Source organism: Bacillus sp. hwrm1, assembly GCF_040207805.1.
Lineage (GTDB): Bacteria > Bacillota > Bacilli > Bacillales > Bacillaceae > Bacillus > Bacillus velezensis.
Genome location: NZ_CP157943.1, coordinates 2360026 through 2378120, shown reverse-complemented (window position 1 = coordinate 2378120; position 18095 = coordinate 2360026). Strand labels below are relative to the sequence as shown.

Sequence of the window (18095 nt, the reverse complement as noted above, 5' to 3'; positions counted from 1 at the left end):
GAGGAACTGACAATGAGTAAAGAAAGAATCTTTGAATTGCTGCAGAACACAATCTACGAGGTTTTACCTGATTTAGAAGGCGAACAGCTTTCACAGGAAGACCGGTTAGTTGATCTGGGGGCGGATTCAGTGGACCGCGCCGAAATTATCACGATGATGCTTGAAGAATTATCACTGCAGATCCCGCGTGTTGAGCTGACGGGAGTGTCAAACATCGGCGAATTGGCGGAAAAGCTTTATGAAAAGGTACAGGCTGTCTGATAAAACGGTGGAAAAATCGGAAACTCAAAATTCATATTGGAGGCGAAGTTCATGGCGGCTGCCGGAATAGAAGCGATAAATGTGTTTGGCGGGACAGCATACCTTGATGTCATGCAGCTGGCGGAGTACAGAAACTTAGACCCTGCCAGATTTGAGAATTTACTGATGAAAGAAAAAGCGGTGGCGCTTCCGTACGAAGACCCCGTTACATTCGGCGTTAACGCGGCAAAGCCGATTATCGACCGATTGACAGAGGCTGAAAAAGACAGAATCGAGCTGCTGATTACCTGCTCGGAGTCCGGCATCGACTTCGGAAAATCACTCAGTACATATATTCATGATCACTTAGGCCTCAACCGGAACTGCCGTTTATTTGAACTGAAACAAGCCTGTTATTCAGGAACGGCGGGTTTGCAGATGGCGCTTAACTTTATTTTGTCGCAGACATCCCCCGGAGCGAAGGCGCTTGTCGTCGCGACGGATATTTCCCGGTTTTTAATTGCCGAAGGCGGCGATGCGTTAAGCGAGGATTGGTCTTACGCAGAACCGAGCGCCGGAGCGGGTGCCGTCGCCTTATTGATCGGTGAAAATCCAATTGTATTTCAGGCGGATGCGGGAGCTAACGGCTACTACGGCTATGAGGTGATGGATACATGCCGTCCGATCCCGGACAGTGAAGCCGGTGACGCCGATTTGTCATTGATGTCTTACCTCGATTGCTGTGAACAGACATTTCGCGAGTACAAAAACCGTGTGCCGGGCGCTGACTACAAAGAGACGTTTCACTACCTTGCCTTCCATACACCGTTTGGCGGCATGGTCAAAGGGGCCCACCGGACGATGATGCGCAAGCTTGCAAAAGCGAAAAACGCTGAAATCGAACAGGATTTTCAAACCAGAGTAGAGCCGGGGCTCCGCTACTGCCAAAGAGTCGGAAACATTATGGGAGCAGCCTCTTTACTGGCTCTTGCAAGCACGATTGACCAAGGGGCATTCGACACTTCTAAGCGGATCGGCTGTTTCTCCTACGGCTCCGGATGCTGTTCAGAATTTTACAGCGGCGTTGTGACGCCTGAAGGGCAAGCGCGGCAGCATTCTTTCAAAATAGAAGAGCACCTGAACAACAGGTACAGGCTGTCCATGGAAGAGTATGAAGAACTGTTTAAAGGCAGCGGTCTGGTGAAGTTTGGAACCCGGAATGTCAAATTGGATGTGAATATGATTCCGAACATTTTAGACCATCATACCGGAAGCCCTCGTTTGTATTTGGAAGAAATCACGGAATTTCATCGGAAATACAGGTGGATATCGTGACCTATGAGACGATAAACGTCCGTTTTCAGCAAAATGTCTGCTTCATCACCTTTGATCGGCCTGAAGCCAACAATACGATTAATGAGCGTTTAGTGGAGGAATGCCTGCACGTTCTTGCTGAATGTGAAGACTCCGTGACCTCCGTAGTGCTTGAAGGGCAGCCGGAGGTATTTTGTTTCGGGGCGGATTTTGATGAGATGTACCGGAAAATGAGGCAGGGAATGCAGCATGCGGAATCGCAGGAGCCGCTTTACCGTTTGTGGCTGGCATTAAAATCCGGGCCGTACATCACAATCGCCCGCGTCCGCGGACAAGTAAATGCGGGAGGTGTCGGTTTTGCCGCCGCGTGCGATATCGTCATTGCAGAGGAGAATGCTTCGTTCAGTTTATCTGAACTGTTATTCGGACTTTATCCGGCCTGCGTTCTGCCGTTTTTAATTCAAAGAATCGGATTTCAAAAGGCGCATTATATGACGATTATGACAAAGCCCGTGCCGGCACGCCAGGCGCTTGAATGGGGACTTTGTGACGTATGCGTCCCGGACTCAGCAACAGAGCTGAGAAAGCATTTGCTGCGTCTTCGCCCTCTGTCGAAAAAAGCAGTCATCCGCTATAAACAATACATGGATTCCTTAAACGACCTTGTTCATCGTTCGAAATCCATTGCTTTAGCCGAAAATCAAGCGATGTTTTCAGATCCGGATAACCAATCAGCCATCACCCGTTATGCAGAAACGGGACGGCTTCCTTGGGAAACGGAGAACAGTTAGGAGGATATCATGCCGAACGCCGCAGTTGAACTGCTCGAAATTGAACCGGATATTATCCAAGTGACAATGCAGGATAAAGCCCATAAAAACGCCTTCTCCAAAGAACTGACTGATGGATTGATGGAAGCATTCACCCGTATAAAAAAATCGTCAGTCTATAAAGCTGTGATTTTAACAGGATACGGCCATTACTTTGCTTCCGGAGGCACACAGGAAGGCCTGCTCAGGATTCAGCAGGGCATCACGAAGTTTACGGAAGACAAATTGTACTCTTTGGCGCTGGAATGTGATATCCCCGTCATTTCCGCCATGCAGGGCCACGGAATCGGAGGCGGGTTTGTCATGGGGCTTTTCAGTGATTTTGTCATTTTAAGCAAAGAAAGCGTGTATACCGCAAACTTTATGAAATACGGTTTCACCCCCGGAATGGGCGCTACCTTTATCGTTCCGGAGAAGCTTGGGGCAAGCCTCGGCCATGAGATGCTGTTAAACGGCGGCCACTACCGCGGCGGTGACCTGGAGAAAAGAGGGGTGCCTTTTCCGGTGCTTCCTCGGCAGGAAGTATTAGACTATGCGCAGGAATTGGCCCGTGAGCTTGCGGAAAAACCGAGAAACTCTTTAATTACATTGAAAAGGCACTTGGTGACGCCGTTTCGCGAGCAGCTTCCGGCCGTCATTGAGAAGGAGTTAATCATGCACGATGAGACGTTTCATGATGATGAAGTGAAAAAACGAATCACGACGATGTACGGAGTATAAGACATACATCTTACATACAGATGAAATGGAGGCAGCTCTATGAAAAGTGATATGAAGGCAAGCGGGTTACTCAAGCCATCTGTCAGCTATGGAAAATCATTGCGGCTTTCAGCGGATCAGCCGATGACGATTCCTGAAGTCCTGCACAAAACCGCCGCGGCAGCGGGAGACCAAAAGGGCATCACATATATACAGCCTGACGGCACCAAAGTGTACCAGACTTACAGCGGCCTGGAAAAGATCGCTCTTTCCATTGTGAAAGGGCTCCGCCAATCAGGAGTGAAGGCTCAGGATGAAGTCATATTACAGCTAAGTGACAATTCCCAGCTGATTCCTGCTTTTTGGGGCTGTGTTTTTTTAGGAGCGATCCCGGTTCCGCTTGCGGCCGCTCCGGCTTATACAGAAATGAACAGCGGGACGCAAAAACTGAAAGACGCCTGGACGCTTTTGAATCGGCCGTATGTCATCACAAGCCGTGACGTGCTGCCGGAGATGACTGAATGGGCGGAGGAGCAGGAGCTTTCCGGGTTTTGCGCTTTGGCGGCAGAAGATCTCAGTGCGCACGAAATGGATACGGACTGTCATCATCCCCGTCCCGAAGATTTGGCGATGCTGCTTTTGACCTCGGGAAGCACGGGCACGCCGAAAGCCGTGATGCTCAGCCATGAAAACATCGTCTGCATGGTCAAAGGAAATATTCAGATGCAGGGCTATACAAGTGAGGATGTCACGTTTAACTGGATGCCTTTTGACCATGTCGGCGGCATCGGAATGCTTCATCTGCGTGATGTTTATCTCGGATGTGAGGAAATCAACATACCGAGCGAATCCATTTTGATGGACCCTTTAAAATGGCTCGATCTGATTGATCATTACCGCGCTTCGGTCACGTGGGCCCCCAATTTTGCCTTTGGACTGCTTGCTGATTTTGCAGAAGAGATTCAAACGCGGAAATGGGACTTATCTTCCATGCGTTACATGCTGAACGGCGGGGAGGCCGCGGTTGCGAAAGTCGGACGCAGAATTATGGAGCTTTTAGAGCCGCACGGTCTGCCGGCTAATGCCATCCGACCCGCATGGGGAATGTCCGAAACGTCTTCAGGCGTTATTTTCTCAGATGAGTTTACACTGGAAAACACGAATGACGACGATCGTTTCGTCGAGATCGGTCTGCCGATCCCGGGATTTAATATGAGAATTACGGATGACCGCAATCAAGTGGTGGAAGAAGGAGAAATCGGCCGCTTCCAAGTGTCGGGTCTGACTGTAACGAGCGGATATTATGAGCGCCCGGACTTAAATGAGAGTGTCTTTACAGAAGACGGCTGGTTTGAAACGGGAGATCTCGGATTTCTGCGTGAAGGCCGCCTGACGATAACGGGGCGCACAAAAGATGCCATCATTATCAACGGTGTGAATTATTACAGCCATGCCATTGAATCAGCCGTTGAGGAATTGCCGGAAATTGAAACGTCATATACAGCGGCATGCGCCGTCCGGCCGAATCAAAGCACGACAGATGAGCTGGCGATTTTCTTTGTGACATCTGTTCCGTTGGATGAGAACCGCATGACGAAGCTTCTTCATCACATTCACCAGCACGTGACACAGAGAATCGGCGTTACCCCTGATTATCTGCTTCCGGTCGCAAAAGAAGACATTCCTAAGACGGCGATCGGGAAAATCCAGCGCACTCAGCTGAAACATTCATTTGAACAAGGGCAATTTGATTCATTACATAATAACAGACAAGAAGGCGGCAATTCAGACACGGCTTCTGCAGAGAAAGAAATTGAACGGGATTTTATCCGTTTTCTGAAAGAGGAACTTTCCATCGCGGATGAGCTCGTTGATCCAAATACACCGTTTCAAAGTCTTGGCGTCAATTCCATCAAGATGATGAAACTCGCCAGATCAATTGAAAAAACGTATCACATCCGGCTGACGGCAAGAGAGCTGCACAAAAACCCGACGATTGGCGCTTTAGCGGCTTATACTGCTGAAAAAGCGGCAAACATGTCAGCGGACCATCATCCCCAAAAAGCCGAACCGCCGGGAGAACGGGAGAGACGGCAAACGGCGCCAGCGCTTTCAGAAGTCCAAAAAGGGCTGTGGACATTGCAGAAAATGTCGCCTGAAACGACTGCATACCATGTCCCGCTCTGTTTCCGATTCACATCCGGAATCGACAAAGAGAAACTGAAACAGGCGTTTCAGCTCGTATTAAAGCAGCATCCGATGCTCAAAAGCGCCGTGAATGAAACAGACGGCGGGTTTTATTTCATAGAAGCGGCAGATCCTTTTGTATTCTCGGAAGAAGATATTTCTGACGTCAATGAATCACAAATATCCGCTCTGATACGGAAAAAAGTGAAAGATCCGTTTGTCAAAGAAGGCGGGCCTTTGCTGCGCGTGCAGCTGCTTTCAAAATCCGCCGAGGAACATTATCTTTTGACGGTCATTCACCACATCGTGTTTGACGGCATTTCATCCATTACATTTATTCACAGTCTGCTGGATCATTATCAGGCGCTGCTGGAGGGAAAAGAAGAGTTTACGGCTGCCGCTCCCGGCATTCATCCCGATTTCGCGGCTTGGGAAAAGCGGTATTTAGCGGGTGAAGAAAGCAAAGCTGCCCGCGCTTACTGGATGAAACAGCTCGGGGGCGATCTGCCTGACCTTCAGCTTCCGCCGATGCGCACGGACAGAAGTGTTCCGGAGTTTACAGAAGATACGCTGACACGCCGTCTTCCCGAACGGCTGCTGAATAATTTAACGGCGTTTGCCGCATCCCGTTCGATTCATTTGTCTACCGTCATGCTGAGCTGTTACATGGTGCTTTTAAGCAAATATACGGATAAGGAAGATATTGTGACAGGCATGCCTGCAATGGTCAGACCCGAAGAACGTTTTGACCGAGTGGTCGGCCATTTCCTCAACATGCTTCCCATACGGAGCAGAGCCGGACGAAAAGAAACGTTTGCTGACTTTGTTCAAAAGGTGCAGGATGCCGTTCTGGACGGACTGGATCACTCCTTTTATCCGTTTCCGAAAATGGTGCGTGATGTGCATGCGAAACCCCGGCAGAACGGTTCGCCTGTTTTCAGCAATGCCTTTTTCTATCAGAACTTTCTGCAGCATTCCAGCTATCAATCGATGCTTGATGAATACAAGGAATTCTCCTGTGAGTTTGTAAAAGACATTCATCAGGAGGGGGAATATGATCTTGTATTTGAAATGTGGGAAGAAGCATCGGGCATGGATCTTACGATTAAATACAGCACCGAATTATTCGACGAAGCAGGGGCGGCCAGACTTTTCAGCCAATTTGTACAGGCTGCTGAAGCTTTGACGGCGAATCCGGATGCGCCGCTTGAGAACGTTTCTCTCATGACAAAAAGAGAGGAGCACATGATTCTTAAGTCTTGGAATGAGACAAGCCGTGAATATCCGGATGCCTGCTTCCATGAATTATTCGAACGTCAGGCGGCAGAAACGCCGGACGCTTGTGCGGTCGTGTATGAACAGCAAAAGCTGACGTACCGTGAGCTTAATGAAAAAAGTACGAAGCTGGCGCTCTATTTGCAGGCGCACGGTGCAGGCCCTGATGATCTCATCGGCATTTATACAGACCGTTCATTGCATATGGCTGTCGGACTTCTCGGCATTTTAAAAGCCGGGGGAGCGTATGTGCCGCTTGATCCTTCTTATCCCGCTGACAGATTGGAATATATGATCGCCGACAGCAGGATTTCAATGTGCCTGACGACAGCTGATTTAGAGCACTCTTTGAACTGGGGAGGCGTGCAGACAACTGCCATTGACCGCGATTGGTCTCATATTGAAAGTACAGCCGCGGAAAGAACGTCGTTGAAGCGGTTAGTGACACCTGACGATCTGGCGTATGTCATTTACACGTCGGGCAGCACGGGCAAACCGAAAGGCGTCATGATTCCGCACCGGGCGCTGACCAATTTCTTACTCTCGATGGCGAATGAACCGGGGCTTTCGTCCGAAGACAAACTGCTTGCCGTCACGACATATTGCTTTGACATCGCGGCACTGGAGCTTTACCTTCCTTTAATCAAAGGAGCGGAGTGCAACATCTGTAAGACAGAAGTCACAAAAGACGCACGGAAGCTGAAAGAGCTGATTCAAGAGTACAAACCGACGATCATGCAGGCGACGCCGTTTACATGGAAAATGCTCTTTCATTCCGGATGGTCAAATGAAGAAAATGTGAAAATCCTTTGCGGCGGGGAGGCGCTTAGCGAACAATTGAAGCAGCAGTTTCTCGATACGAAAAGCGAGGCTTGGAATATGTTCGGGCCGACAGAGACGACAATCTGGTCCGCGGTGCAGCGTATAACGGAAAATGAGAGCGCGCTTACGATCGGGCGCCCGATCGCCAATACCCGCGTGTATATTATGGATTCCGGTCTCAACCCTGTTTTAGAAGGGGTGCCGGGAGAACTTTGTATTGCGGGAGACGGATTGGCAAGAGGGTATTTCAACAAGCCTGAGCTGACAGATAAAGCTTTCGTCAGCCACCGGCTCGAACTGGGATCAAAGCTTTATAAAACAGGCGATATGGCGCGTTTTCTCCCCGGCGGCCGCATTGAATACATGGGACGGATGGATACCCAAGTTAAAATCCGCGGCTACCGGATTGAACCCGGAGATATTGAGAGCAGGCTGAATGCCCATCCGGCCGTACAGGAAAGTGTAGTGGTTGTGAACAATCACTCCGGAAATGAGAAGCTTTGCGCGTTTTATATCCGGAAAAACGGAGAGCCGCTTCCGTCTGCAAAGGAATTGCGCAATCATTTGAAACAAGCGCTGCCGGCCTATATGACGCCAGCTTCGTTTATCCGTCTTGAAGAGCTGCCGCTTACGCCGAACGGAAAAGTGGACCGCAAGCTTCTTGCTGCCCGCGATCTGACGGAAAAGCAGCCGGACACACAAACATTTTCATCATCTCATATCCAGCAGGCGGTGCTGGCGATTTGGCAGGATGTATTGAAAAGCAAAGATATAGAGCTTGATGACCGCTTTTTTGATGCGGGGGGAGATTCGCTTCTTGCCGTGACTGTCACTGACCGGATGACGCAGGAATTGGATTGTGAATTCAGTGTAACGGAGCTGTTTGAATACGCGACGGTAAAAGACATCAGCCGGTATATCGCTGAACAAAAACCGAAAGAAGCCGTTTTGGCTCCTGTGCCGCAAAAGAAAGTGAATGCAGAAGACCGGGAACATCCGGCGGGAGAATTTCCCGATTATTACGAGGACAGCCTTGCGGTTATCGGTATATCCTGTGAGTTTCCGGGAGCGAAAGATCATTATGAATTTTGGAATAACATCAAAGAAGGCAAAGAAAGCATCACCTTCTTTTCAAAAGAAGAGCTCCGCCGATTCGGTATTTCTGAAGAACTGGCTGATCATCCCGGCTTCGTTCCGGCTAAATCAGTTTTAGAGGGGAAAGAAATGTTTGATCCCGGTTTCTTCGGCTTTTCACCGAAAGATGCGGAATATATGGATCCTCAGCTGAGAATGCTTTTGCTCCATTCATGGAAGGCAATCGAGGATGCGGGATATATCTCCAAAGAAATTCCGGAAACAAGCGTGTATATGTCTGCCAGCACGAACTCTTACCGCAGCCTGCTGCCGGAGGAGACGACAGCACAGCTGGAAACGCCGGATGGCTACGTGTCATGGGTGCTTGCCCAAAGCGGTACGATTCCGACGATGATTTCTCATAAACTCGGGTTGAAAGGGCCGAGCTATTTTGTCCATGCCAACTGCTCATCTTCGTTAATCGGCCTGCATTCGGCTTTTCAAAGCCTGCAGTCCGGCGAAGCCAAGTACGCCCTTGTCGGCGGTGCGACCCTTCATACGGAATCAAGCGCCGGATATGTTCATCAGCCGGGGCTGAATTTTTCAAGCGACGGGCATATTAAAGCGTTTGACGCGGATGCTGACGGAATGATCGGCGGTGAAGGGGCCGGCGCCGTGCTCTTGAAAAAAGCGTCTGATGCCGTTAAGGACGGCGACCATATTTATGCGCTGCTTCGCGGAATCGGCGTCAATAACGACGGAGCGGATAAGGTCGGATTTTATGCGCCGAGCGTCAAAGGACAAGCTGAGGTCATTCAGAAGGTCATTGATCAGACGGGCATCCATCCCGAAACGATCGCGTACGTCGAAGCTCACGGCACAGGAACAAAACTCGGCGATCCGATCGAACTGTCCGCACTTCAATCGGTGTACGGCCGATATACAGATAAAAAACAATACTGCGGCATCGGTTCAGTCAAAACAAATCTTGGGCATTTGGATACAGCGGCCGGAATGGCGGGCTGCATCAAGGTTGTCATGAGCTTATATCATCAGGAAATCGCGCCGAGCATCAATTACAAAGAGCCGAACCCGAATCTTCATTTAGAAGACTCTCCGTTTTACGTAGCGGAAGAAAAGAAAGAGTTAACTCGTGAGAACAGAGCGCACCGCATGGCTTTAAGCTCTTTCGGTCTTGGCGGGACAAACACACACGCGATTTTTGAACAATATCCGGATGCATCTGAAGCAGCAGACGCTGCGGGTCCGTTCATCATTCCGTTGTCTGCCAGAAAAAAAGATCGTCTGAAGGAGTACGCAAAACAGCTGCTGGCTTTTCTGGAAAGAAAAACGGACACAGACCTCGCTGATCTTGCCTACACGTTCCAAGTCGGAAGGGAAGCGATGGAAGAGCGCGCGGCCTTTATCACAAGCGGCACTGCGGAGCTGAAGCGGCAGCTTGCCGATTTTATCAATGATAAGCCGGCTGTAACAGGCTGCTTCAGAGGAGAAAAACAGCAGGCGAAAGATATTGCCTGGCTTTCTGATGATGATGACAGCGCTGAACTCATTGAGAAATGGCTTGCGAAAGGAAAAGGATCGAAGCTCTGTGAAATGTGGAGTAAAGGCGTCGCCATTAATTGGCACAAGCTTTACAAAGACGAGCATCCGAAACGAATCAGCGTGCCGGTCTACCCGTTTGCAAAGGAGCCGTACTGGCCGAAAAAAGCAGAAAAGAACACATCTGCCGCACACACCGGAGTCTCAGTTTTACACCCGCTCGTGCAGCAAAATACGTCAGATTTGGCCGTTCAGCGGTTCAGCTCACGGTTTACAGGCTCAGAATTTTTCCTGAAGGATCATGTGGTCAGGGAAAAAGCGGTGCTGCCGGGAGCGGCATATTTGGAAATGTCTTATGAAGCGGTAAAACGGGCGCTTGGCGGCTTATTAAAAGACCAAGACAGAATAACGCTCCATCATACCGTCTGGATGAAGCCGATCGTCGTTCACGAACAAGAGCGCCAAGTCCATATTGCGCTGTTCCCTGAAGAGGACGGCATCATCTCATATGACATTTACAGCGTCAACGCTGACGGCGAAGAAGTGCTGCACAGCCAAGGACGGGCCGAGATCATAAAGGCTGAACGAGAGCCTGAGGCCGACCTTTCTGCCATACAAAACAGGTGCACAGCGGACATTCTTGATCCGGCGGCCTTTTATCGGGAAGGTCGGAGCAGGGGGATGTTCCACGGAAAAGCCTTCCAAGGCATTAAGTCCGCCTTTATCGGCGAGAAAGAAGTGTTTTCGGACATACAGCTTCCGGATTCTGTTTCTCATACGAACGGACAATTTACGCTTCATCCGAGCATCATTGATTCGGCTATTCAGACGGCGACGATCTGCATTATGCAGGAGTTTTCCGGACAAAAGCTGATTCTGCCGTTTGCGTTGGAATATCTTGAAGTCATCAAAGCATGCACGCCGACTATGCGGGCGCATGCACGCTTCAGCGATGGATATCAAACCGGTGATTCCGTGCAGAAAGCCGACATTGACCTGTTCGACGAAACAGGAGCGCTTTGCGTGAAGGTGAGAGGATTCTCTACGAGAGTGCTTGAAGGCGATGCAGAATCGGCTCAGCCGCCATCAGGATCGGAAAAGGTCTTGTTTGCACCGGTCTGGAAAGAAGCCGCCGCATCCGAGAAAGCTTCTGTCCGTGCTGATGAGCATTTGATCATACTTTGTGAAGATGCCTGCCGTATAAAAGATGAAACGGCATTCGGCCTGAAAGACGCCGAACTGCTGATTGCAGAAGGTGAGGGTGAAACAGCCGCTGAACGCTTCCAAAGCTATGCGCAGACAATCGCCGAACACATCCGGCGGATCATCAGCGAAAAAAGGCAGGGCCGCATTCTGATTCAGACCGTTATTTCAGCAGACGGCAGCCAGCAATTGTTTGCGGGGTTAACAGGTTTGTTAAAAACAGCCGAGCTGGAATACGGAAAACTTGACTGTCAGCTCATCGAAATGGAATCAATCGGCGAAATGCCGGCTGTCGCTCAAAAACTGAAAAACGACAGTCATCGGCCGCATGATAAACATATCCGTTATAAAGGAGAAAAACGGTATGTGAAGGCTTGGGAAGAAATGCATCCTGCAGGAGGCGGCACCGTCTGGAAGGACGAAGGTGTATATCTGATTACCGGAGGCGCGGGAAGCCTGGGCTTGATGTTCGCAAAAGAAATCGCAGGTCGCGTAAAACACCCGAAAATCATTCTGACGGGCCGCTCAAATCTGGCAGAAGCCAAACAGCGTGAGCTTGCTATGCTTCAGCACTCAGGCGCAAATGTCGTCTACAAAAAGCTGAATGCGGCAGACCGGCGGGAAAATGAAGCGCTGATCAAAGAGATTACGGCGGAATTCGGAAAGCTTAACGGAATTATTCACGCTGCGGGAGTGATACAAGACCGCTTCCTGCTGCAAAAAACGAAGGAAGAGTTCAGGGAAGTGCTTGATCCGAAAGTCATCGGAACCGCTTATTTAGATGAAGCCAGCAAAGATTGCAATCTTGACTTTTTCGTATTGTTCTCCAGTGTTTCCGGCGTTCTCGGCAATGTCGGGCAGGCTGATTATGCCGCCGGCAACGCGTTTATGGATGCATACGCCGCTTACAGGCAATCCCTTACGGAGAATGGCCTTCGGCACGGAAAAACGGTCGCCTTTAACTGGACGCTGTGGAAAGATGGCGGTATGCAGGCGGGAGACGAGACGGAGAGAATGATGAAAAAAGTTTTCGGCATGGTTCCGCTTCAAAAGGCGTCAGGCCTGGCTGCATTTTATGAAGGAATGGCTCAGGAAAAGCCGCAGCTTTTAGCAGCTGAAGGACACGCAGCAAAATTAAAACAGTCGTTCCTGTCCGTTTCTGAAACTGAAAAGCCGCAGGTGCAGAAAATAGAGCCTGTATCCGCCGTTTCGGGAGACAAATGGCACGGTGCGCTTATCAGATTGGTCAGTTCAATTTTAAAAGTCGGCCAAGACGAGATTGATATTGATACGGAACTGAGTGAATACGGTTTTGATTCTGTATCGTTTACCGTCTTTACGAATCAATTAAATGAAGCGTATCAGCTGGAACTGGCGCCGACGATCTTCTTCGAACACGGGACGATCCGCAGTTTAGCGGAGTATTTGACGGATGAGGCAGAAGCCGGCCTTCCTTCTCAGCCGGAAGAAAAACACGATGCAGAAGAATCTCTTCAAACGCTTCACACCGCTTTGACAGCCATGGTAAGCGGCATTTTAAAAGTTGACCGTGAGGACATTGAGACAGATACGGAATTGAGTGAATACGGTTTTGATTCCGTATCCTTTACCGTCTTTACGAATCAATTAAATGAAGCGTATCAGCTGGAGCTGGCGCCGACGATTTTCTTTGAGTACGGAACGATCAGCGGTCTCGCCGGATATCTGGCAAAAGAGCATCCGGGCCGTTTCGGCGAAAAGAAGAAAGAGTCTCCGAAAAAAGAGCAGCCAAAAGCCCAAAAACCGAAAATGCAGCGGAAAAAGCGCTTCGCAACTGTAATGAACGCTGCGGCAGCGACAAAAGAGCCGCGCCGCTTGGACCCGATTGCCATTGTCGGAATCAGCGGCCGATTCCCGGGCGCGAAGGATATAGAGGAATTTTGGCGCAATTTGAAAGAAGGAAAGGATTCGATCACAACCATTCCGAAAGAACGCTGGGATTGGCAAGCGTTTGATGGCGACCCGAATCTTGAAGGGAACAAAACGAATATCAAGTGGGGCGGCTTTATCGACGGAATAGCTGAATTTGATCCGCTGTTCTTTGGGATTTCACCGCGGGAAGCCCAATATTTAGATCCGCAGCAGCGGCTGTTATTGACTTATGCATGGCGGGCGATAGAAGATGCGGGCTGTAAGCCGGAAAGCCTTTCCGGTACAAATACGGGCGTCTTTATCGGCACCGGAAATACCGGTTATAAAGATTTGTTCACAAGGGCAGGTCTTGCGCCGGAAGGACATGCGGCGACAGGCAGCATGATTCCTTCCATAGGTCCGAACCGTTTGAGCTATTTGTTAAATCTTCACGGGCCGAGCGAGCCGATTGAAACGGCATGCTCAAGCTCGCTTGTGGCGATTCACCGGGCGGTATCCGCGATAGAAAACGGAGAATGCGACATGGCGATTGCCGGGGGAATCAACACGATTCTGACGGAAGAAGCGCATATCAGCTACAGCAAAGCAGGCATGCTCAGCAAAGACGGAAAATGCAAAACCTTCTCCAAAGATGCCAACGGGTATGTCAGAGGAGAAGGCGCGGGAATTCTGATGCTGAAGAAACTGACAGATGCAGAACGTGACGGCAATCCGATTTACGGTGTGATCCGCGGTACGGCTGAAAACCACGGCGGCCGGGCGAATACGTTAACCTCGCCGAATCCGAAACTGCAGGCTGATTTATTGGTGAAAGCATATCGGAAAGCGGGAGTGGACCCGAGCACCGTCACGTATATTGAAGCGCACGGTACAGGAACGGAATTGGGCGATCCGATTGAAATAAATGGTCTGAAAGCGGCGTTTCACGAGCTGGCGAAAACAAATCAAGAGCCTGAAGTCTCCGGTCACCGCTGCGGCATCGGTTCGGTCAAAAGCAATATCGGCCATTTAGAGCTTGCCGCGGGAGTATCAGGCGTCATGAAAGTGCTTTTGCAAATGAAGCACAAAACGCTGGTGAAAAGCCTGCATTGCGAAACGATCAATCCGTACATTCAGCTCGATGACAGTCCTTTCTACATCGTGCGGGAAAATCAGGAATGGACGGCAGCAAAAGATAGAAACGGAAATGCCATTCCGCGCCGGGCCGGGGTCAGCTCATTTGGCATCGGCGGGGTCAACGCCCATATCGTCATTGAAGAGTATGTCCCGAAAGCAGCCGCTCAGCCTGAGCACAGCCCGGAAAATCCGGCAATCATCTTTTTGTCCGCCAAATCAAAAGAAAAACTGTTTGAACAGGCGCAGCAGCTGCTAAAAGCGATCCGTCAAACGCCGTATACAGATCAAGACTTGGCGGGCGTCGCTTATACGCTGCAAACCGGAAGGGACGAAATGGAAGAGCGCTTGGCCATTCTTGCAGCGACGATGGCGGAATTGGAAACAAAGCTGGAAGCATTTACGAAAAATGAGAAAAACATTGCCGGGCTGTATACCGGCCAGTCTCACCGCAATAAAGATACGTTTGCCTTGTTCACGGCAGATGAAGATATGGACATCGTCATTGACGCCTGGATTAAAAAAGGCAAATTCGCCAAGCTGGCAGAGGTATGGGTGAAAGGCGGCGTGTTGAATTGGAACCGGCTGTATGAAAAGGGTACGCCGCGTTTACTCAGTCTTCCGTCTTATCCGTTCGCAAAAGACACGTATTGGGTGCCTGAGAATCCTGACAAAAAGAAGGTCCATACAGAGGAACGGATGAAGCGTATTCTGATGAAACAATGGGAACTGAGCCCGCTCGAACTGGGTGAACCGTGCGCACGTTCCGTTGCGATTTTGACAGGCGGGGACACGATCAATCTCGCAGAAGAGATCGCAGCGCGTATGCCGAATCACCGTATCATCACCGCATCAGACCTTACCGGTGAATATGACTGGCAGGCGTTTGACGGAGTCATCGACCTCTTCGGCGCAGCGAAAGAAGATTCTCAAGACATGGCCGGAATCAAATGGCTTCAGCAATTGATTGAGCATGGGCATAAAGAAGGGATGACACTGCTTTGTGTCACGAAAGACCTTGAGTCATTAAATAAAGAGGCCAATCAAACAACAGGAGCAAAACGGGCCGGTCTGTACAGAATGCTGGCATACGAGTACGGTCACCTGTCTTCAAGGCATCTCGACCTTGAAGGAGCGCTTTCGGATGACAAACTGGCGAAGCAGATTGCCGATGAGTTTCATGCCCGCACTGATGACGCGGAAGTTTGCCGGAGGGATGGCTTGCGCTACCGCGCCGTATTGAGCGGATCAGAAAATATGAATATGCAAGGCGAGAGAATTGATTTTCCGGACAACCATGTGCTTCTGATCACCGGAGGGACGAGGGGGATCGGTCTTTTATGCGCACGCCATTTTGCCGAACATTACGGAGTGAAAAAACTGGTGCTTACAGGCCGCGAGACCCTTCCGCCGCGAAGTGAGTGGACGGGCGGACTGAATGGGGTGACGGCTTCTGTAAAAGCGAAAATTGAAGCTGTTCTCGACTTGGAATCCAAAGGTGTACAAGTGAAGGTTTTGTCAGTCCCGTTAGCTGATGAAGCCGGGCTGAGACAGGAACTGAGTCAGATAAAACAGACGCTCGGACCTATCGGCGGCGTGATTCACTGCGCGGGTGTGACCGATAAAGAGACGCTCGCATTCATCAGAAAAACCGATGAAGACATACAGCGCGTGCTCGAGCCGAAAGTAGACGGGCTTCAGGCGTTATACAGTGTGCTCAGCGAAGAGCCGCTGAAGTTTTTCGTCTTGTTCTCTTCCGTGTCAGCTGCGATACCGGCGCTTTCGGCAGGACAGGCCGACTATGCCATGGCCAATGCGTATATGGACTATTTTGCAAACTCATACAAAGAGCAGCTGCCGATCGTAAGCATTCAGTGGCCGAACTGGAAAGAAACCGGAATGGGCGAGGTAACGAACAAAGCTTATAAAGAGAGCGGGCTATACAGCATCACGAATGCAGAAGGACTACAGCTCCTTGACGGCATACTTCTTGAATCAGCAAGGGGCCCGGTGCTGCCGGCCGTTCTGAATCCTAAACTGTGGAAGCCGGAGCGACTCCTGCGGCGGAGCAGGCAGGATCAGCCAATGAGTCCGGCTATGGTAAAACCGGCGGAAAAAACCGCTTATACTGCCGCAGACAACGATCAATTAATAAGGAAAACAGAAGAATGGCTGAAAGAATTATTTTCTGAAGAGCTGCGGATTGACCAGGATCAGCTTGAGACAGACGTATTATTCCAAGATTACGGAGTGGATTCCATTATTCTTGCTCAGCTTCTGCAGCGGATCAATCGGAATCTCTCGGCATCGCTTGACCCGTCCATTCTGTATGAATATCCGACGATTCAATCTTTCGCAAATTGGCTTCTCGAAGGATATACAGAAGTTTTGTCAGAACGATTTGATTTGGCGGCGGCGAAGCCTGTTCTGAAGAAGCCGGCTGAGCCGGTAATTGAAACACAAGCCGTTAAGGTGCAAGAAGAGCCGGCCGGAAAACAGATTCACCGGGAAGATATCGCGGTCGTCGGCATGTCCTGCCGGTTTCCGGGAGCGGCTTCTTTAGAGGCGTACTGGTCGCTTTTGGCTGAAGGCCGTTCGGCTATCCGTCCTGTTCCGGCTGAACGATGGGGGTTGAAGACGCCTTATTACGCGGGAATGCTTGACGGAATCAATCAATTTGATCCGGACTTCTTTTTACTGGCAGAAGAAGATGTAAAGGCAATGGACCCTCAAGCTTTGGCCGCTCTGGAAGAATGCCTTAACCTGTGGTATCACGCGGGCTATACGCCGGATGAGATAAAGGGAGAAGCAATAGGTGTGTATCTCGGCGGACGCAGCCGTCACAGACCGGGTGAAGAGAAACTGCTGGACGCGAAAAACCCGATCGTCGCGCTGGGCCAGAATTATTTGGCCGCAAATCTCTCTCAATACTTTGATATGCGCGGCCCGAGCGTTGTCCTCGATACGGCTTGTTCTTCTGCTTTAGTCGGAATGAATATGGCCGTGCAGGCTCTTGTAACAGGAGAAATAAAAGCGGCTGTCGTCGGCGGGGTGAGCCTGTTTGAATCAGAAGAAACCCATAAATTATTTGAACAGCGCGGCATATTAAGTAAAGCGCAGTCGTTCCATGTATTTGACGAACGCGCCGATGGAGTCGTGCTGGGCGAGGGTGTCGGAATGGTTCTATTAAAAACCGTGTCTCAGGCGATTGAAGACGGAGATTCTATTTATGCCGTAGTGAAGGCGGCATCCGTCAATAATGACGGAAGAACGGCAGGCCCGGCTACGCCGAGTCTGGAAGCGCAAAAATCCGTCATGAAGACGGCTCTTGAAAAAAGCGGAAAACAGCCGGAAGACATTACTCATATTGAAGCGAACGGTTCAGGCACGGTCGTGACGGATCTGTTAGAACTGAAGGCCATTCAATCCGTCTACCGTTCAAAAGACGCCGGCCCGCTCGGAATCGGATCTGTGAAACCGAACATCGGGCACCCGCTTTGCGCGGAAGGAATTGCAAGTTTCATAAAAGTTGTTCTCATGCTGAAAGAAAAGAGCTTTATCCCGTTTTTATCAGGCGAGCATGAAAACACACATTTTGATAGAGAAAAGGCCAATATTCAGTTCAGCCGCACTCTGGCAGACTGGCCGTCACCAATACCGGCGGCAGGAATTAACTGCTTTGCCGACGGCGGAACAAACGCCCACGTCATTGTGGAAGCGTGGCAGGAAGACGAAGGGCGCCGAATCAAGCGCCATCCTTTAACACCGCCTGCATTAAATAAGCGGCTGATTTCGCCGGACAGCAAAGAAGAAACGAACGAAAAAGCTGCGGCAAACATCTGGGATACCTATGAAGTGGAGGTTTAA

The 18095-nt window shown here is 50.2% G+C and carries 5 protein-coding genes; all 5 read left to right on the top strand.

Features of this window, described 5'->3' with window-relative positions; all coding sequences use genetic code 11:
- Nucleotides 1-12: 12 nt before the first annotated feature.
- From ABK447_RS11975 to ABK447_RS11955, 5 genes are read left to right on the top strand one after another with little or no spacing between them, the layout of a single operon-like run.
- Entirely contained in the window at nt 13-261 is a 249-nt protein-coding gene (locus ABK447_RS11975) for an acyl carrier protein (RefSeq protein ID WP_012117592.1), read from the top strand.
- Nucleotides 262-312: 51 nt separating this feature from the next.
- Nucleotides 313-1575, top strand: coding sequence for a hydroxymethylglutaryl-CoA synthase family protein (locus tag ABK447_RS11970; RefSeq protein ID WP_094031719.1), 1263 nt, complete (start codon nt 313-315; stop codon nt 1573-1575).
- Nucleotides 1572-2345, top strand: a complete 774-nt coding sequence (locus tag ABK447_RS11965; RefSeq protein ID WP_094031720.1) for an enoyl-CoA hydratase/isomerase — start codon at nt 1572-1574, stop codon at nt 2343-2345. The genes ABK447_RS11970 and ABK447_RS11965 overlap by 4 nt, the downstream gene beginning before the upstream one ends.
- 9 nt (nt 2346-2354) lie before the next feature.
- Nucleotides 2355-3104, top strand: a complete 750-nt coding sequence (locus ABK447_RS11960) for a polyketide synthase (RefSeq protein ID WP_094031721.1) — start codon at nt 2355-2357, stop codon at nt 3102-3104.
- Nucleotides 3105-3143: 39 nt separating this feature from the next.
- Nucleotides 3144-18095: a non-ribosomal peptide synthetase gene (locus tag ABK447_RS11955; RefSeq protein WP_094031722.1), complete on the top strand. Its 14952-nt coding sequence runs from the start codon at nt 3144-3146 to the stop codon at nt 18093-18095.

What these genes read in the sequence shown, in the direction of transcription:
- ABK447_RS11975 (WP_012117592.1), top strand. Translation starts at nt 13, where the DNA reads ATGAGTAAAGAAAGAATCTTTGAATTGCTGCAGAACACAATCTACGAG.
- ABK447_RS11970 (WP_094031719.1), top strand. Translation starts at nt 313, where the DNA reads ATGGCGGCTGCCGGAATAGAAGCGATAAATGTGTTTGGCGGGACAGCA.
- ABK447_RS11960 (WP_094031721.1), top strand. Translation starts at nt 2,355, where the DNA reads ATGCCGAACGCCGCAGTTGAACTGCTCGAAATTGAACCGGATATTATC.
- ABK447_RS11955 (WP_094031722.1), top strand. Translation starts at nt 3,144, where the DNA reads ATGAAAAGTGATATGAAGGCAAGCGGGTTACTCAAGCCATCTGTCAGC.